Raw genomic sequence first — 17,860 nt, 5'->3', positions numbered from 1 at the left:
CTCTATTCCGGCGTTACCGTAAATAACGGCTGGTCATACTCAACCACTTCTTCATTAGCAACCAAAATTTCACTGATCGTGCCACTAATGTCACTTTTAACTTCCGTCATCATCTTCATGGCTTCGATTACACAGACAACATCGCCTTTTTCAACATGATCGCCAACTTTTTTATACTGCGGCTGGTCAGGATTAGCCTGTAAATAAACAATTCCCACTAACGGCGACTTAATTTGTGGCAGTACTGCATCTGCTGGAGCCGCTGGTTTAGCAGCAACAGCAACATTGCCACTAGGTGCAGCAGCAACGGCTGCCTGTTTTTTATCAATATCAATATGCCCACCGTCAAAATCCAAGTTTAACTTGGTGATGTTACTTTGATTAACCTGTTTTATTAATTTTTGGATTTCTTCAAAAGTCATCTAATTAACCCACCTTTTTAAAGCTAAAACCGCATTGTGACCGCCAAAGCCAAACGAATTACTAATTGTGTAATCAACTTGGCAGTTGCGATTTTCTGTTGTAACTAACTGCACTGGACATTCTGGAGCTTGCTCAGTCAGCCCAACGTTAACTGGCAACTGACCCGAATTCATTGCCGCTACACTAGCAATTGCCTCAATTGCACCAGCAGCACCTAATAAATGTCCAGTCATACTCTTAGTACTCGAAACCAGCACCGAACTATCAACGCCGAAGACTTGATTAATTGCTTTGGCTTCAGCAGAATCATTACCTTGGGTAGCTGTCCCATGTGCATTGACATAGCCAACTTCATCTGGCGTAATGCCAGCTTCGGCAATTGCCAACTCCATTGCCCGTGCTGCCTGCGTGCCAGCTGGATCCGGCGAAGTGATATGATAGGCATCCGATGAGGTTCCATAGCCAACCACTTCTCCTAAAATCTGCGCGCCACGTTCTTGTGCATGCTCTAATGACTCAAGAACAAGCGTACCTGCACCTTCACCCATCACAAAGCCGGAACGGTGCGCATCAAACGGCAAGCTTGCCTTGGCTGGATCCGTTTCTTTGGACAAGGTTGACAGAGCTGCAAAGCCGCCGATCCCGTCAGCATTAATTGCAGCTTCTGAACCTCCGGTAATCATTACATCGCAACGACCTTCCTTAATTTGGCGGTAAGCTTCACCAATTGCATTGGTTCCAGAAGCACAAGCCGTCACAATTGTCGTACTGATTGCTTGAGCACCATAACGAATTGACAAATTGCCAGCGGCCATATTAGCAATTGATACCGGAATAAACATTGGTGACAAACGATCTATACCTTTGTCATGCATCTTAATCGTCTGTTGCTCAATGGTGGTCAAGCCACCAATACCTGAGCCCCAAATAACGCCAAAACGATTACTGTCCGTGTTCTCTGCATTAATCCCCGACTGCTCCATTGCTTCATCCGTCGCATAAACAGCATATTGCGTAAATAAGTCCATTCTCTTAGTATCTTTTTTCTTCAAATGAACCAGCGGATCAAAGTCATCTAATTGACCAGCTAAAGTAACACCAGTTTCGGAAGCATCAAAATATGTAATTGGCTTAAAGCCAACTTTTTGTGCATTAATACTGGCTTCAAAGCTGGCTACATCATTACCAATGGGTGTTAATGCGCCCATCCCTGTAATTACAACTCTTGTCATTAACCCTTCTCCTTACTGCATCGTCAGGCCGCCATCAACAGTGATAACTTGACCCGTAATGTAATCATTTTGTGCTAAAAAGACTGCAGTTTGGGCAACTTCTTTAATCTGACCAAAACGCTTTAAAGGAATTTGCTTAGCAATCTCTGCTTGCCGCTTCTCACTCAAAGCTTCCGTCATCTGCGTAACAATCATGCCCGGCGCAATCGCATTACAACGCAAATTACGCAAAGCTGCTTCTTTAGCAACCGACTTAGTTAGACCAATTACGCCTGCCTTGCTGGCCGCATAATTAGCTTGGCCAATATTACCGGTTAAGCCCACAACACTAGCCATATTAATAAAACAACCTGAACGTTGTTTATACATTGGCCGCAAAGCTTGTCTAATTACGTTAAATGTTCCTACCAAGTTAGTCTGCAAGACCGCATTAAAATCATCTTCAGACATACGGTTAAGCAGCCCATCTTTATTGATACCGGCATTATTAACCACCACATCTAATTGACCAAAATGAGTCATAATCTGTTCAATCATTTTTTTAACTGACTCAGGTTTTGTAACATCCGAGCTAATATCAATTACAGATGTCGCAAACTGTTCAAATTCAGCTAGTACTTCTGGTGCAATTGGTTTGCGGGCGTTTAAAACAATTTTTGCGCCGCGTTGAGCAAAAGCCTTCGCAATCGCTAAGCCAATGCCACGTGAACTACCAGTAACTAGGACTACTTTATCTTTTAAATCCATTAATGTGCCTCCAATGCCGCAATGGTCTTTTGCAGTTCTACGCTGCTATCCAAGCGATAAGTTGGCAATTTGCGGTCAAGTTTGCGCGCAAACGAAATGAGCGTTCTACCAGGTCCGACTTCAATAACCGCAGTCAGATCAGCCTTATGTTCAGACAATGTCTTAGCAAAGTAGGTAGTTGAGATGAGCTGCTGCGTTAAATTAGCAGTCAGATTTTCTGGTGAAAATGCCATCTGCGTGGTGGTACTGTAAACAGGAAAAGTCCCCGTTTGCCAGTCAACCGTGCGCAATTCCGCGTTTAAATCAGCTTGAATTGGTGCCATCACTGGCGTATGAAAAGCGCCGCTAACCTTCAGCGGGACAACCCGTTTGCCAGCAGCTGTTAGTTCACTAGTAACCTGATCAACAGCAGCAGTTGCACCACCAATAACAATCTGCTGGGGAGTATTAACGTTGGCAATACCAACAGCCCCCAAACTTGTCGCTTCTTTACAGGCAGCTTGAACATCGACCAGATCAGCCTTCATCACAGCTGCCATCTTGCTTGGTGTATTGTCACTAGCCTGCTGCATCAACTCACCGCGACGTTTAATTAGCCGCAGAGCAGTCGCAAAATCAATGTGGCCACTAGCAGCTAAAGCACTGTATTCACCTAAACTCAGACCAATCCCGAATTTGGCTTCCGGTAAATTAGCTTCAATTAGCTGGTATAACCCATAACTGATGGCTAAAATTGCCGGCTGACAATAGCGCGTTGAGGCAAGTTTAGAAGCTTGCGCATCATCAAACAATAAACTAGGTAAGTCAAAGTCCAAAATCGTCGTAGCTTGGTCGATTACCTTGCGATAGGTTGGAATTGTCTCGTAAAGGTCTTGCGTCAAGCCTGTTTTTTGGGCACCTTGACCACTAAATAATAAGCCAATCATCGTTAGTTCTTGCCACTTAATAACTTATCAGCTTGCGTGTAAACATCATTCAGAATGTCAGCTGCTGATTCTTCTTTTTCAACCATTCCAGCGATTTCACCAGCCATGAACGAACCTGTATCAGAATCGCCATCAATTACAGCACGGCGTAAACTACCGCTGCCCAATTCTTCTAATTCCGCAAAATCTGGTTTGTCCTTAAGTGCCTCAGCTTTTTCAATCTTAATGTACTTTTTCGCCATCTTATTCTTCAAGACCCGTGACGGATGTCCTGCAAAGTCGCCAGTCACCATCGTGCTGGCATCCTTAGCCTTCAAAACGGCCTTCTTATAATTAGGGTGGACTTTAGATTCAGTAGCGACCAAGAACCGTGTACCCATCTGCACACCTTGAGCACCAAGCATGAAGGCAGCAGCCATGCCGCGGCCATCGCCAATCCCGCCAGCGGCAATCACTGGAATATTCACAGCATCGACAACCTGTGGTACTAAGGCCATCGTGGTTAACTTACCGATATGACCGCCGGATTCCATACCTTCAGCAACTACCGCATCAGCACCAACACGTTCCATCATTCGTGCTAATGCTACTGAACCAACAACTGGAATTACCTTAATGCCCGCAGCCTTAAAGTCCGCAACATATTTACCAGGATTCCCAGCACCTGTGGTTACAACAGCAACACTATCTTGATGAGCTAAAATCACCTTAACTACCTCTTCAGCGTAAGGTGAAAGCAACATCACATTAACGCCAAATGGTCGGTCAGTTAAACTTTTAGCTGTCTTAATTTCTGCTTCAACGACACTACCAGGAGCATTACCAGCACCGATAATTCCTAAGCCGCCAGCATTCGAAACAGCTGCTGCTAATTTACCATCAGCAACCCAGGCCATACCGCCTTGAAAGATGGGATACTTTAATCCCAAACTTTTCATAAATGGAGTTAATTCCATAAATTAGCCTTCTTTCGCATCCAATTGCTTCTTAACAAAGTTAACTAAATCTTGCACAGTGGCAATACCTTCTTCACTTTCGATTTTAATATCGAATTCATCTTCTAATTCATTAATTACTTCAAAGATATCAAGACTATCGGCATCTAGGTCATCCTTAATGTTTGCTTCTAAGGTGACAGCTTCTTCGTCTTCACCAGTTTCGTCTACAATAATTTCTTTTACTTTGTTAAAAATTTCTTGGTCCGTCATGTTAAAAAACTCCTTTAATTCATTAAAAAACAATTGCGGTGGTAGCAGTCGTCAAGCCGCCACCAAAACCACTTAAAATCAATTTTTGTCCGCGCTTGATGCGCCCAGTAGTAACTGCTTCATCAAGTAACAATGGCACACTAGCAGCTGAAGTATTGCCGTACTTGGCAACATTGCTCAAAAACTTCTCTTCGGGAACACCGAGATGATGAGCAATTGAAGTTAAAATTCGACCATTAGCTTGATGCAGAATAAACCAATCAACATCATTAAGCTGCCAAGTAGTTTGAGCAATTGCCCGTTCAATTGAAGCAGGCACCTCATGAGTCGCAAAACGATAAACCGCCCGACCATCCATCTCAAAGTAGTACTTATGCTTATCGGTCTGATCATTGCTAAACGCCGAATTAACTGGTTGATAACCAGCCGTTAACGTATCACCATCTTGACCATAAGCTGCTAAATCCTCAGCGATTAAGGCTGCTTGGGGACTTTGTTCAACTAATACCCCACCAGCACCATCACCGAATAAGACTGCCGTCGACCTTTCCTGCCAATCAACTAATTTAGACAAAACTTCTGCCCCAATCACAATTCCGCAGTGATAAGTTGCTAGCAACTTATCAGCGAGTGTCAGAGCATAGATAAAGCCAGAACACGCAGCATTAATATCAAAAGCTAAAGCATTTTTAGCTCCAATCTTACCCTGAACAATTGCTGCAGTCGCCGGTGTTAGATAATCCGGCGACATGGTAGCCACAATAATAAAATCAATTTTTTCAGCTGGGCAATTAGCCTTCTCAAGCAATTGCTGCGCTACTTTTATAGCCAAAGTTGAGGTTTGTTCATCTTGGGCAATATGACGCTGTTTAATTCCAGTTCGCGAAGAAATCCACTCATCTGAAGTGTCCATCATCGTTGTTAGATCATCATTAGTTACCACTTTAGGAGGAACATAATGCGCGGTCTGTTTTATTGTTAGACCCATTTAGTCTTACTCCTTTTTATCATCAATCTGAGATGGAAATTCAAGAAAGGCACGCAAGTTAAGCAACGCCCGTTCAATAATTGCAATTTGAGCAGCATTAAAACCGCTCAAGAATTTTTTAACCATATAGCGATGAAATGAATCATGAGCCCGATAAACTAGTCGCCCCCGATGAGTTAACCCTAGCCGAACAATCCGCCGATCATCATCGCCATGTATTCTCACAACATACCCTTTACGTACCAAGTTATTAACCATGGTAGTAACTGTACCAGCTGTAATCATCAATTCTTTTGCCAGCTGCGAACTCGTCTTGTGATCGTACATTGTCATTGCATCAATTGCATGAACTTCTTTAATCGAAATATCTTTAAACTCACTTTTGTGTAATTCCCGCTCTTCAACATGCATGATATCGGTATAAACAACCATCAGTAAATCATTGATTTCTTTTAAATTTGCTTCCACTTGTAGCACCCCCCTTCTAGCAAATATTAAATTACATATTTTACTAACTAAACTTAATTATTTTCAGTTAATAAAGCTTTTCAAAAATACTTTAGACATCAAAGTATTTTATGGCAGTATGATATTGCAATCTGATAAAATTGTCAAATTTATCCCCAAAAATGTCGTAGTTTTGCTAAAATGATTTTAAGGACTTAATAATTTACTTTGATTATCAAATCTTTTTTAGCTTTAAAATATCTGTGTACATATCATGAATAACAAAATTAACATTATCAAAGAGCAAAAAATTAAGCATTTATTAGTAGATTTACCAATAAAAATTTATTGGTATCAGCAAGTTGGTTCCACCAATATGGTTGCTCAAAAACTTTACCAACAAACTAAACTTTCCCAGTCCCTGTTAGTCGGCAGTGATTGTCAAACCGCCGGTTATGGTAAACGGCAGCGCCACTTTATTTCTAATACCGGTGGCGTTTATTTGTCACTGGTTACACATGTGCCGCAGCTAACCTCGCAAAATCAAGGCTTGCTTACAACCGGTATTGCTTGGTGTTTACACAAAACTATTCGGCAGCAATTCGGTATTAGCACTGATATCAAGTGGGTCAACGATTTGCTTTTGTACGGCCGTAAAATTGCTGGCATTCTAACTGAACAAGTGGCTGCGCAAACAGTCATTATCGGTATCGGTTGTAATCTATTCCAGCCTAACCTCGAACAGCAATTAGCCAGCAGTACCAACTTACTATCTTCTACGCCAACTAATGAGCAATTCTGCCATTTTGTCGCTGGACTAATTAAGCAGATTTGGACATTTTTACCCAATTTTGCTCAAGGCCAATTCTTACCCGAATATCAAAAATATCTACCAATGCTCGGCCAACAAGTAACTGTCCAACTAGGTAAGAAAGTCATTACAGGAACCGCATTAAAGCTCGACTCTCAAGCCAATCTTATCCTTAACTGTAACGGTCACGCACTAACTATCAACAGTGGTGAGGTTATCAAAATTAGATCAAACTAAAAAGACTGCAAAAATATTTGCAGTCTTTTAATTTTATAATTCTTTTGTCAATACAATTCGTTCATACAATTTAACGGTCAACCAGTAATACAAAAGGTACAACACAATAAAGATAGTAAACGGCAGCCAAATATTAGCATAGGGATTAGGCAATAATGCCTTGAAGAACTTTAAGCCAAACAAAACATCAATTATACCCAAAAGTCCTGGTAATAAGAACAACACACCAATTTCACTGCTAATTGAATGGCGTAGTACTTTTTGCCGAACGCCAATCTTAAAGAGCATCTTGTAGCGTAATTTATCACTAGCTGCTCCACTTAAAACTTTAAACATTAAGGTTGAAGCCAGCATTGTCAAAAAGGCAATACCCAAGAAGAAGCCCATGAATTCAAAGCCACTTGCCATATTCAACATCAGTTGGTAACTATACGGCTTACTAATACTATAAACATCTGCAAAACTTTTATCTTCTTTAACTTGTTGTTGTTCAATTTTTAGTAGCAGCGGATAATCTTGGTCAAAATTCTGAACATTAATAAAGTTTACAAATTTTTTCTTACCAGCTAATGTCTGCCATTTTGCAGGAGAAACTAAATGAATAATCTTCGGCATCCCGTTAGGAACCATCCCCCCAAAAGTATTATTAGCATCCGTTCCTGCCTTAGCCAATTGTGTTGTTGGTAAATTAACTTGATGGTATGTTTGCTGACCCTTGTTGAGCTTAAATTTCATTGTTTTAATCGGATTATTCTTAAATTCAGCCTGGTTAAAATAAAGGTCCTTAGATGTTTCTTTATAATGATAGATTTGCTCATATTTTATATTTAGTTTAGCCTTTTCACGCGCAACTTGCGGCGAATCGCTGACAATTATCGCATCGTAATAATTACTAATCTTAGCTTGGTCCTTCAGTGTATTAAAGTTTAAACCAACAGTAATGGCTCCTAAGGCTAAAGCAAATAAAAGTGAAACAACTGTCAAAATTCTTGTATAGTCATGAAGTCTAAACTTAAGTTGACCTAAGGTAAACAACCGTATACCGCGATAAGAAAAGCCCTTCTTCTTAAGTAATAAATTGATAATTCCCGTACACAACGCACTAAAGACAAAGTAAGAACCAACAACAATTGTGACTAACGCAAGTGGCAGTGTCATGAAGATTTGAGTTGCAGGTAAGCCCATTACGTAGTAGCCCAGACCCAGCAATATTAACCCTAACACAGCCTCAATTACACGCCACAGTGGATGATGTCCTAATTTAGCTGGCTCTTGTTCTTCATGCAATAGCTCAATAATCTTGCTATGTGTTAGTTTATGAACATTATGTAAAGCACCAATAAAGAAGGCAGCAATAAAGAAAATCAGCGTCCAAATAATCGCAGCAGGCAAAATAACGGCAAAATGAGTAATATGCAATCCTAAATTGCCAATAATTAGTTGCGAAACGAGTGCTGTTAAGCCAAAACCAATCACAATTCCTAAAATAGCAGCCAATAACCCTGTAATCAGAGTTTCACAAAAAATCAGCAGCCCAATTCGTGAACTTTTTGCTCCGAGCATCATAAACATTCCATAGTCATGTTTACGCATTTTTAACAAAAAAGAATTCGCATACAACAAATAAACTAACGTAATGATTGCCAAGAGCACTATTCCCAAACCAAAAATAAAGGTCAAATAATTGCTGGGAGCATTAACATTATGACTCAAAAAAGCGGGATTTATTGCAATTGTCAAAAACATGTAAAAGATCATGCTGGCAACAACTAAACCCGAGAACAACACCATATAATCTTTTAGCCGGCTCTTAATCCCCGTTAAAGATAATTTCCAGATCATGCTTAACTCCTTAATCTTCAGTTCCTAAATGATCAATCAGCACATGATAAAAGTCCTGACGTGACATTTCACCTTTAAGTAATTGCTCACCGATTTTACCGTCTTTAATGAACAAAATTCGGTTGGCAAAACTAGCTGAAAACGGATCATGCGTTACCATCAAGGTTGTTACACCATCTTTTTGATTTAAGTCTTCCATTGTTGCAAGCAATTCACGGGCGCTTTTAGAATCAAGGGCACCTGTGGGTTCATCGGCCAGTAAAATTGCTGGTTCGTGAACCAATGCGCGCGCTGAAGCGACCCGTTGTTTTTGTCCTCCAGATAACTGCGCCGGATATTTATCTAAAACCTGATCAATCTCTAAACGCTGCGCAATTTTATCAATTAGCGGGTTAATCTTACGTGGTGCTTGCCCCCGCAAGGTTAACGGCAAAGCAATATTTTCCCGATTAGTCAAATTCTCCAACAAATTAAAATCTTGAAAAATAAAACCAATTTGCTTACTTCTAAAATCTGCCATCTGGTTAGCATTCAAGGTGCTAATATCTTCATGATTAATAAAAACATGTCCTGTTGTCGGCTTATCTAAAGTTGATAAAATGTTAAGCAATGTCGTTTTACCAGATCCAGAAGCACCCATAATTGCCACAAATTCTCCAGCATCAACTGCAAAATTAACTCCCTTAAGAGCCTGATATTGCTTTTCACCATGTTTACCATAAGTCTTGGTAGCTTGGTCTACCCGTAAAATTTCAGTCATCATTCATCCTCTTTAAAAATTATCTGTACTGTTTACCTAATACACTAATATGTCTTATATTAATTTGTCAAACAATTTAATAAAAAAAGATAAATCCTTCCTGCTTCTTTAGAAAGACTTATCTTTTTTAGTTATTATTTAATCATCGTCATCTTCGCCGGACTTATCAGTCTTATCACTGGTTATTGTACCGCCACCGATAGACTTAATCTTTTGCCTATCGCCATCATCTTGCAAAATTGCTCCCTTATACAGCATTACTTGCGTATGTTCATCACCATTATCCTTTTCAAAGGTATAGGTAATCTTATAAACAACACTACTTGAATCATTTGGTGCTGGATTAATTGCCACAATGTCACAAGCCATATCATAAGAAACCGTTGAATCATTACGATCAAATTCTTTAATCATTTTGTGCAATTCTTGATAACTGCTGTTATCACTGCCGCCAATAAAATCATCACTGTCAGGATCATTAAATGCTTCTTTTAGTAAGTCCTGGGCCTCAGTATCGCTGATCAAACCTTTCCATTGCGGCTTTAAGACAACGTTATTATCATCATCAAAGTCAACATCATCGCTGATATTATCATCGCTGGCACCGTTATCAACCGCTTCCGGTAAATCAGTCAATAGCTCAGACTTAAGCACCTGACCATTAAAGGTTGTTGTTACATATACTTCCATATTATTAGTAATCGGATAATTCTTAAAGATCTTCGTCCCATTTTGGTCTAAGATGCCGGCCTTTTGGTCATTAATATAAATCACACCACCTGCAATGCTTTTAACAGAAAAAGTCGCCGTCTTAATATTCATATTAATCGTCTTATTGGACCAAACATTAACTGTTGAATTGGCTTTAAGCTCACGACCCGATACAATTGAATCAACCTCAATATGATACTTGCCAGGGAAAAGTGGCTGCAGTTTCTCATGATAATTGCCTGCTGCGCCCTTGACTTTACCTGCTGACTGGCCATTAATCACTACCTTAGTGTTCGCATGATTAGCCTCAATCTTGGGCGTATAAGTGTTCAAATGTAAGGTGTACTTCGGAAATAGCAATAAGTAACGTCCTGACTGCGTTAAGCTAACCTGACTACTGCCACCGCCATTTTTTAAATTAACTCCCAAATTATTGGCAGCTGTCTGGTGAGCCTGATAATACTTCTGCAATGGTTTAAGTGCCGCATCATTAACAATCATATTATGATCATCAGTTGTCACAAGTTGTGCCATTTTCATTTGTGGATTCTTCAAGCAAACTATTATTTGGTCAACTTGGTTATTTCGACTGTAATAATTGGCTCCCCAAGCATAAAAAACGCCTAAACAAACAACAGCAAATGCAGCTATTATCAGAATGAGTTTAGTTTTCTTCTTCATTGGCTGTGGCTTAGGACCAACTGGCTGTTGCCGTGTTTGCTTAGCCTGCATCCGACTGTTATTTGATGTGGGTTCCTTAGAAGCAAGATTAGCACTAATTTTAGTTAAATTAGCACCACAATGAGGACAAAACTTAACATTTGCATTTACCTGATTGCCGCATTGCGGACAAAATATTTTCTCGTTCATTTTTTACCTCATAATCTTCCAAAGTATGATAGCACTTGCAAAACAATTGTATTGTAAACAATTGTTCCCCAAATTGCACTGACAATAAAACTGGCGACGACTGCAATCATAAAGCCATACATTTTATCACGCACCGGATTAGGATCTCCAAGCAACACAACTACGAACGCACCAACAAAAATATTAAAGCACACGGCACAAAGCATTATCGCAAAAACTTTGCCCCCAATTCCCAACATCATAAAAATAAAAGCTGCCAACATTAAAATAATATTCAGATTAGATGCCTGAAGTGCGTGATTAAAAACCGAAATAAAACTTCTTCTCTGCCCATAAATAAATAAGTAGACGAGATATATTGTTCCAGCAAAAGCCGCTTCAAACAATAGAACAAAGAAGAAAATTTCAAATGTTGTCCCCAAAGAAATTCCTGTAAACACTGGTAATTGTTGCCCATTAATATATTGATTGGAAATATTACTCGTGCCAATATATAAACCCAATGCCAGCAAAAAATCTTCAATTAACAGTGTAACCAGACCATACCAACTAACACTGACCTGTTCTTTAAAAGGATGCTGCCACGAGATAACTAGCCACTGCCAATATTGCTGCAACTGATCTGAAGAATCTTGGTTATCAGCATTCTCTTGTATCCGTTTAATTTCAGTTTGAATATCTGAGCGATTAACTTCTACTTGCAAAACTTGTCTAACATCTGCACCACAATTAGTACAAAAGTTAACGTCGACATTGAGCATCGCTCCACATTCGGGACATTTCTTCATTATTTACTCCTATTTATCCACTTATTTTTTAATAATTGTCATGAATCTACTTAATTTTAATATAATCTTGCCCATAAAAAAAGAGCAGCTTCCTGCTCTAAAAATTAATTCATATTAAATAACTTTAACGTAATTTTTTCATTGCCTTCTGCAATGGTGTTTCAATTAGCGGCGTTACAACCGCCGTAAAAACAGTTTCAATTACACCATTCAGTCCCAAGGCCACAATTAAAATCATAATTAATGGCGTACTTGGCGCAAAATTCCCTAAATGTGCGACCAATTTAGCATTACCCGCAAAAATAACACTAGTCAATAAAATCACCATGACGGTATTAGTTAACGAAGTAACTGCCCCAGCTAAGAAATAACCAAACTCGCGTGTCTTGCCTGACTTATTCTGAAACGCACGACCAAGAAGACCAGAAAATAATCCAGCTAAGATACTTGGCACAAGCGAAATAAACACATTCTGAAACAGCATCAAACTAACAATGTCACCCGGCTGAGTATATGCTTGAAATAAGCGTAGCAATCCCCAAAAGAGGCCAAATAATGTCCCCGCCTTTGGTCCCATTAACAAGGAATAAACAGCAACCGTCAATGGAACTGTTGTAATTGCAGGTAATGTCGGTAGAATTCGAATGTAGCCAATATTGGGTACAAATGTTTGCAGTAAAAAGATGGCTACGAATAAAGCCGTAATCGCCATCTTTTGCGTTTGTTTTCTGTGCATAATTTTCTCCTTAAGTAGATTATTGAATAATTGTATTGCTAAACAGCGATACTTACAAATATTAATTTTGCTAATAATTAAGCAGTAACAATTTCAACAACTTGATTCAAGACTAATCGTGCTTCCGGAATTGGATACAAAACAAAATCATGCGCCATTTTGGGATAAGTAAAAACTTGCAGCGGCAACTTTTGAATTAATGCTCGGTGCTGCAGCCTTTGAGCATCAACATGGAGAATGTCATGTGTCCCACTAAAAACGTAAAGCGGTGCTAAGCCGGTTAAATTACCATAGAGTGGGCTAACTAACGGATTATCTGTTTTTAACTTGCCAGCATACAGACGGCCGCGCAACTGCAAATCCGCCGCTGTTAGCAAATGATCATAGCGCTGAATCATCGTCATCTTCGGATTGTTAGTTTGAACATCAAGCCACGGTGAAAACAGAATTGCCTGCCGTGGTTGTTGATAGTGCAGTTTTTGCAGCTGCTCAAGTAAAACTAGACTTAACCCGCCGCCAGCAGAATCACCCATTAATACAATTTGATTAGGTTTAACTCCCGTTTCTAGCAGCTGTTGGTAAGTATGCAATACCATAGGTTCAGTTTCAAAAACATTATATGTCGGAATTTTAGGATAAATCGGCATAATAATTTGTGCTTGCAAATGGCGAGCTAGCTTAACCAAAAAAGCATAATGAAAGTAAGTCGGTTGCTGCCAAAAACCACCACCATGTAAATAAAAGACAACTCGTCCCCGCGCTGTTGCATACTTATTCAAGCAATAAGTATCGCTATACTTTGACCACAACCGAAAGCCCATCTTGGCAGCAAAATCTGGCAGTTTAAATGGTGCTTTGTTTTCTATTAATGCTTGCTGATACTTAGCTGCAGTTACCTCTGGGAAAGGCTTAATTACTCGTAACGCTTGTTCAATCACTGCACTCGAAAGACTGTAACCCCACTTATGCTGCAGCCACTCGCCACCAATTAATCCTATGCCCAATTGGAGTAAGTTTTTTCTTTTCATTATTCTAATTTTGATCCTTTCGCAAAAAAATGGCGCAAGCGTGTTGCTTCATCCTGCAGTGTTTTTTCATCATTAACTTGCGATAGCTTATATCCCACAAAATATGCAGGTGCCGCAATTCGAGCAATCAACTTGGCACAAATTCCACCATCTTGTCGCGGATAAAAAAACAAATTATAGGAATCACAGTGACCATTAAACATCACATTAAGCAGATACCTAACACCACTCCGAATCCAATCAGCCCACAAATCAATTGCCGTTAATTCTAACAGATTAATATTTATTTCTTCATAACCCTGTACGGGAAAAGTTGCAATATTAACCTCGACAACCTTTTGATTAAAGACAGTAATTCCTGTAAAATTTTGTGCAGTAATATTTTGATAACCGTCTATCTGATTTAAACCAACAATCTGCATGTGCGGATGCATCAACGAACCACCAGAATTTGGACCGTAATTTTTATACCATAATACTGAGCGAAAATCGCCACTAGTCTGCATTCGCCTAAAGCAGGCCAAAGCAAAACGTAATAACGTTCGGTTATAACTGACAGTGTAATTAGCAAGGTCGCCATAGTGGTTGTCTGACTCAATTAAGACCGTCTGCTTTGTATCGCGCAATGTTGGAAATTTATTGCGTAGCCAAATCATAGCCCCGCGTTTCTGATAAATGTTGGTTAATTTATCAGGCGCACAAAAAGGGCAGCTAGGTTTCAAATCTGTTTTTCGATATGAGTGCGGCTTGCCTTTAGCTACACTTAATTCAAAAACAAGCGGCTCATTTTCCATCTAAAATCTCCCTCAAGCATTTCTACCTATTAATGGTATTTATTATAAATTATTATTTTCCAAACAACAAAATTATTTTTATACTAATAGTAAAAAAGCAAATTAGTCGCCGCAGTTTTTTACCAGCAGCGATCTTTTATTTCGAAAATTTTACTAACCTTACAATAGATGATAAACTAGAGCAGCTAATGTTTGTGTAATAATTTTATTTAATAGTAGGTAAAACTATGCAATCAAGAAAAAATTTTAAAAAACACAATAATCGAAATACCATCTACTTGGTTATTATCGGTATTATTTTAATTTTGGCAATTATTTTCGGTGTGGTACTATACAATAACCATGTCGAATCAGAGCGCCGAGCACAAGAATTCGCAACCACTCACTTTAATCCAAATGTCAGTATTTATGGCGTTAAAGTTGGCAGCTTAACTGTTTCCAAAGCTACGAATAAAATTAACGCGCACGCCAATAATATTGTATCTTTAGAAAATGGCAAAGTTGCAGTTGAACGTGATCCTAGTCTTAATACAATTAATCAAGCAACTGTTGCAACTTATTTTAAAAAGCAGCACACAACAATGCCCAACAAGCATAACTACAATTACAATTTTCAAAAATTGGATGCTGCAAACAAAAAATTGGAAAGCATCAGTACGGCTGTAATTAATTACCGACTCAGCGGCAAAACTTATCGCTTATCTGCACGTAAGTTAATTAATGAACTGACCTACAAGCAAGGCAAATATTCGTTTACTAACGTTGAAAATTTGGTTACTAAATTAAATCAAATTAATACTTCAGCTGCTACCTTACACAAGAGTTACCAGTTCAAAGTGCCTGGCAGTAAAAAGAGTAACGGCAACAAAATTACAGTTAAAAACCAAAGTTATGGCTGGGGTGTCTATATCAAAAAAGCTCAAAATGCCGTAGAACAAGCTTTCTTAAATGGAACCAAAACACTTAATGGTAAAAATCATCTCTACGGTCTTGGCTACAGTACCTATGGCTTAGGTTACGGTAAGAGTAATCACGGAATTGGCAGTAATTACGTTGTTGTTTCGCTCAAAAATCAGGAATTATGGATTATTCGAAAAAACAAACTAGCCGTTCATTTAACTGATGTAGTTACTGGAACTAAAGATGGCGGTAAAGGCAATCGGACACCACAAGGCGTATGGTATATTCAGTATAAGCAATCACCTGCTACCTTGCGGGGCCGTAACGACGATGGTTCCAAATATGCATCTAAAGTTAAGTATTGGATGCCATTTACTTTAAGCGGGTGTGGGCTACACGATGCCAGCTGGCGAACTGACTGGAGCAAACATGCATACCTGCGCGGCGGTTCACACGGCTGCGTTAATATCAAGCCAAGTGAAATCAGCTTGGTTTGGCACAATGTTATTAAGAATGAACCTGTCATTGTTTATAATTAATTATCAAAAACTAATCGTTGCTTAACTCTATTAACCCTAGAAATTAGGATAAACTAATTTCTAGGGCTTTTATTATGCTCCAAATAATTGTAAAGCTAAATCTCGCATTATATATTCAATATTTACTACATCTAATCTCCTATTATTACTAGCAGCACTGCTACAATATCTTAATCAATTTAATAATTTAACCATAGTAAAACCCGAAATCAGATTATTCTAACTTCGGGTTTTATTATATATTTTAATTATTTGTAAACTAATGAACGCCAGCCATTAAGTCGTCAATTTTCTTAACTAAGAAGAACATCAAGAAGCCCAAGATAATACTTACACCACCAATAATTAAGAAATATTGAATTTCCGTTGCTGGTGAAAAGTACTTAACAATCTGTGAATTAACCGCCTGACCAGCAGCATCAGCTAAGAACCACATACTCATCATTTGTGAACTATAAGCAGCCGGAGCCAATTTAGTCGTTACTGATAAACCAATTGGTGAAATCAACATTTCCCCAATTTCAACGATAAACCATGAACCAACAAGCCAAAATGGACTAACGCGACCAGCTGTACCATAAAGCAGCCCTGGAATTGCCATTAAGACATAAGATAATCCCGCAAAAATTAATCCCCAAGAGAACTTACCAGCAGCACTTGGCTGCTTCTTCCAATGACTCCACAACCAAACAAAGAATGGCGTTAAAATCATAATAAACAATGGATTCAGTGTTTGAAAATTAGCTGCCGCAAAGTGCCAACTGCCAATATGCAATACAGTCCGTTCTTGAGCAAATAAGGCCAGAACAACTGATCCTGATTCTTCAATTCCCCAGAAAACTGCTGCTGCAATAAAGAGTGGTATATAAGCAAGTACCCGCGAATGTTCAATTTTTGTAACTTTTTTACTGCGCAACATTACTGCAAATAGATAAATTGGCAGCAAGATCGCTACAATTGTAATCAGCAAAATAATATTAGCCAAATTCAATTGCCCACAAGCTGCCATAATCACAAGCAAAACTGCTAAGACAATAATTGCTACAACTGACTTTTGCATAACTTTAATTAAGCTATCATGATCAATTGGATCAGTTGGCAGCAGACTATCATTTGACAGATATTTTTTCCCGCCAAAATAATACTGCATTAAGCCAAAGAACATCCCAATTGCGGCAAGTGAAAAGCCAGCATGGAAGTTCATTTCATTGCCAAATAAATTCATGCCAAAGCCATTAGCTGCCCATGGAACCAAAATTGGTGAAATTGCTGAACCTAAATTGATCCCAAAGACAAACATACTAAAGCCAGCATCACGCCGCCGATCTTTTTCTGAATAAAGGCCACCAACCATGTCAGATACATTTGGTTTCAACAAGCCAGTCCCAACAACAATTAAGGCGATTGACAAATACAAAGCCGCTAAACCCATTGGCAGCGACAAGACAATATGACCAAACATGATTAGAACGCCGCCGATAAAGACTGTCTTGCGTGGTCCCCACACACGGTCTGACAACCAACCGCCGACAATATTTGATAAATAAACAAGTGAACCATAAATTGACATTACCGAAGCTGCCAAAGTTTGGTTCATCCCGAGACCACCCTTAGTTACTGCATAATACATGTAGAACAATAAAATTGCCCGCATACCGTAATAACTAAATCGTTCCCACATTTCAGTAAAAAACAGAGTTGACAACCCTTTAGGTTGCCCAAAAAATGCTGTATCGTAATTTTTATTTTTCATTAATTAAAATTAAGCTCCTTTAATTAAATAACACATTACAATTATACTACTAATATTAATAATAATTAAATCTTATACTCAGGCAAAAATAAAAGAGCACTTTTTTAGCAAAATAATGCT

The 17,860-nt window shown here is 39.0% G+C and carries 18 protein-coding genes; 2 read left to right on the top strand and 16 right to left on the bottom strand.

The annotated features are described in order from the left end of the window. Positions 1-2: 2 nt before the first annotated feature. From OZY43_RS00890 to OZY43_RS00855, 8 genes are read right to left on the bottom strand one after another with little or no spacing between them, the layout of a single operon-like run. Positions 3-422 (bottom strand): biotin/lipoyl-containing protein, encoded by a 420-nt coding sequence (locus OZY43_RS00890; protein ID WP_277165088.1) that lies wholly within the window; start codon positions 420-422, stop codon positions 3-5. Beyond that, positions 423-1,655: a beta-ketoacyl-ACP synthase II gene (fabF, locus tag OZY43_RS00885; RefSeq protein ID WP_277165086.1), complete on the bottom strand. Its 1,233-nt coding sequence runs from the start codon at positions 1,653-1,655 to the stop codon at positions 423-425. 12 nt (positions 1,656-1,667) lie between these two features. After that, positions 1,668-2,402, bottom strand: coding sequence for a 3-oxoacyl-[acyl-carrier-protein] reductase (fabG, locus tag OZY43_RS00880; RefSeq protein ID WP_277165084.1), 735 nt, complete (start codon positions 2,400-2,402; stop codon positions 1,668-1,670). Further along, positions 2,402-3,328 carry an ACP S-malonyltransferase gene (locus OZY43_RS00875; protein ID WP_277165082.1) on the bottom strand — a complete coding sequence of 309 codons (927 nt, stop codon included), beginning with the start codon at positions 3,326-3,328 and terminating at the stop codon, positions 2,402-2,404. Before OZY43_RS00875 ends, fabG begins: the two co-directional genes overlap by 1 nt. A gap of 2 nt (positions 3,329-3,330) precedes the next feature. After that, on the bottom strand, positions 3,331-4,284 hold the full coding sequence (gene fabK, locus OZY43_RS00870) for an enoyl-[acyl-carrier-protein] reductase FabK (protein WP_277165080.1): 954 nt from the start codon (positions 4,282-4,284) through the stop codon (positions 3,331-3,333). Between the two features lie 3 nt (positions 4,285-4,287). Further along, on the bottom strand, positions 4,288-4,536 hold the full coding sequence (locus OZY43_RS00865; RefSeq protein ID WP_277165078.1) for an acyl carrier protein: 249 nt from the start codon (positions 4,534-4,536) through the stop codon (positions 4,288-4,290). Positions 4,537-4,558: 22 nt separating this feature from the next. Then, positions 4,559-5,524: a beta-ketoacyl-ACP synthase III gene (locus tag OZY43_RS00860; RefSeq protein WP_277165076.1), complete on the bottom strand. Its 966-nt coding sequence runs from the start codon at positions 5,522-5,524 to the stop codon at positions 4,559-4,561. 6 nt (positions 5,525-5,530) lie between these two features. Continuing rightward, entirely contained in the window at positions 5,531-5,992 is a 462-nt protein-coding gene (locus OZY43_RS00855; protein WP_277165074.1) for a MarR family transcriptional regulator, read from the bottom strand. Between the two features lie 253 nt (positions 5,993-6,245). On the opposite strand from OZY43_RS00855, the gene OZY43_RS00850 reads away from it, so the two are divergent. Beyond that, entirely contained in the window at positions 6,246-7,019 is a 774-nt protein-coding gene (locus tag OZY43_RS00850) for a biotin--[acetyl-CoA-carboxylase] ligase (protein ID WP_277165072.1), read from the top strand. A gap of 33 nt (positions 7,020-7,052) precedes the next feature. On the opposite strand, the gene OZY43_RS00845 is transcribed toward OZY43_RS00850, so the two are convergent. The 7 genes from OZY43_RS00845 to OZY43_RS00815 form a co-directional block, all read right to left on the bottom strand. After that, entirely contained in the window at positions 7,053-8,861 is a 1,809-nt protein-coding gene (locus OZY43_RS00845; RefSeq protein ID WP_277165070.1) for an ABC transporter permease, read from the bottom strand. 10 nt (positions 8,862-8,871) lie between these two features. Further along, entirely contained in the window at positions 8,872-9,621 is a 750-nt protein-coding gene (locus tag OZY43_RS00840; protein ID WP_277166296.1) for an ABC transporter ATP-binding protein, read from the bottom strand. Between the two features lie 138 nt (positions 9,622-9,759). Continuing rightward, a complete protein-coding gene (locus tag OZY43_RS00835; protein WP_277165068.1) occupies positions 9,760-11,202 on the bottom strand; it encodes a zinc-ribbon domain-containing protein in 1,443 nt (480 codons plus the stop codon). An 8-nt stretch (positions 11,203-11,210) separates the two neighbouring features. Beyond that, a complete protein-coding gene (locus tag OZY43_RS00830) occupies positions 11,211-11,990 on the bottom strand; it encodes a DUF6574 domain-containing protein (protein WP_277165066.1) in 780 nt (259 codons plus the stop codon). A gap of 124 nt (positions 11,991-12,114) precedes the next feature. Next, positions 12,115-12,726: an ECF transporter S component gene (locus tag OZY43_RS00825; RefSeq protein ID WP_277165064.1), complete on the bottom strand. Its 612-nt coding sequence runs from the start codon at positions 12,724-12,726 to the stop codon at positions 12,115-12,117. A 77-nt stretch (positions 12,727-12,803) separates the two neighbouring features. Continuing rightward, positions 12,804-13,754 carry an alpha/beta hydrolase gene (locus tag OZY43_RS00820; protein WP_277165061.1) on the bottom strand — a complete coding sequence of 317 codons (951 nt, stop codon included), beginning with the start codon at positions 13,752-13,754 and terminating at the stop codon, positions 12,804-12,806. Next, positions 13,754-14,548 (bottom strand): DUF4931 domain-containing protein, encoded by a 795-nt coding sequence (locus tag OZY43_RS00815; RefSeq protein ID WP_277165059.1) that lies wholly within the window; start codon positions 14,546-14,548, stop codon positions 13,754-13,756. The genes OZY43_RS00820 and OZY43_RS00815 overlap by 1 nt, the downstream gene beginning before the upstream one ends. A 227-nt stretch (positions 14,549-14,775) precedes the next feature. Here OZY43_RS00815 and OZY43_RS00810 point away from each other — a divergent pair, with 227 nt between their 5' ends. Beyond that, positions 14,776-15,987 carry a L,D-transpeptidase family protein gene (locus tag OZY43_RS00810; RefSeq protein ID WP_277165057.1) on the top strand — a complete coding sequence of 404 codons (1,212 nt, stop codon included), beginning with the start codon at positions 14,776-14,778 and terminating at the stop codon, positions 15,985-15,987. A gap of 259 nt (positions 15,988-16,246) precedes the next feature. On the opposite strand, the gene OZY43_RS00805 is transcribed toward OZY43_RS00810, so the two are convergent. Further along, positions 16,247-17,740, bottom strand: a complete 1,494-nt coding sequence (locus OZY43_RS00805) for a peptide MFS transporter (RefSeq protein WP_277165055.1) — start codon at positions 17,738-17,740, stop codon at positions 16,247-16,249. Positions 17,741-17,860 lie beyond the last annotated feature (120 nt).

Source organism: Lactobacillus sp. ESL0785 (assembly GCF_029395455.1).
Classification (GTDB): Bacteria; Bacillota; Bacilli; order Lactobacillales; family Lactobacillaceae; genus Lactobacillus.
The sequence above is the reverse complement of the archived record's forward strand: the minus strand, read 5'-3'. Positions and strand labels throughout refer to the sequence as shown.

Coding starts and splice junctions, on each gene's coding strand:
- OZY43_RS00820 (WP_277165061.1), bottom strand. CDS start 13,754: ATGAAAAGAAAAAACTTACTCCAATTGGGCATAGGATTAATTGGTGGC.
- fabG (WP_277165084.1), bottom strand. CDS start 2,402: ATGGATTTAAAAGATAAAGTAGTCCTAGTTACTGGTAGTTCACGTGGC.
- fabK (WP_277165080.1), bottom strand. CDS start 4,284: ATGGAATTAACTCCATTTATGAAAAGTTTGGGATTAAAGTATCCCATC.
- OZY43_RS00810 (WP_277165057.1), top strand. CDS start 14,776: ATGCAATCAAGAAAAAATTTTAAAAAACACAATAATCGAAATACCATC.
- OZY43_RS00835 (WP_277165068.1), bottom strand. CDS start 11,202: ATGAACGAGAAAATATTTTGTCCGCAATGCGGCAATCAGGTAAATGCA.
- OZY43_RS00865 (WP_277165078.1), bottom strand. CDS start 4,536: ATGACGGACCAAGAAATTTTTAACAAAGTAAAAGAAATTATTGTAGAC.
- OZY43_RS00890 (WP_277165088.1), bottom strand. CDS start 422: ATGACTTTTGAAGAAATCCAAAAATTAATAAAACAGGTTAATCAAAGT.
- OZY43_RS00840 (WP_277166296.1), bottom strand. CDS start 9,621: ATGACTGAAATTTTACGGGTAGACCAAGCTACCAAGACTTATGGTAAA.
- fabF (WP_277165086.1), bottom strand. CDS start 1,655: ATGACAAGAGTTGTAATTACAGGGATGGGCGCATTAACACCCATTGGT.
- OZY43_RS00845 (WP_277165070.1), bottom strand. CDS start 8,861: ATGATCTGGAAATTATCTTTAACGGGGATTAAGAGCCGGCTAAAAGAT.
- OZY43_RS00830 (WP_277165066.1), bottom strand. CDS start 11,990: ATGAAGAAATGTCCCGAATGTGGAGCGATGCTCAATGTCGACGTTAAC.
- OZY43_RS00860 (WP_277165076.1), bottom strand. CDS start 5,524: ATGGGTCTAACAATAAAACAGACCGCGCATTATGTTCCTCCTAAAGTG.
- OZY43_RS00825 (WP_277165064.1), bottom strand. CDS start 12,726: ATGCACAGAAAACAAACGCAAAAGATGGCGATTACGGCTTTATTCGTA.
- OZY43_RS00815 (WP_277165059.1), bottom strand. CDS start 14,548: ATGGAAAATGAGCCGCTTGTTTTTGAATTAAGTGTAGCTAAAGGCAAG.
- OZY43_RS00850 (WP_277165072.1), top strand. CDS start 6,246: ATGAATAACAAAATTAACATTATCAAAGAGCAAAAAATTAAGCATTTA.
- OZY43_RS00875 (WP_277165082.1), bottom strand. CDS start 3,328: ATGATTGGCTTATTATTTAGTGGTCAAGGTGCCCAAAAAACAGGCTTG.
- OZY43_RS00805 (WP_277165055.1), bottom strand. CDS start 17,740: ATGAAAAATAAAAATTACGATACAGCATTTTTTGGGCAACCTAAAGGG.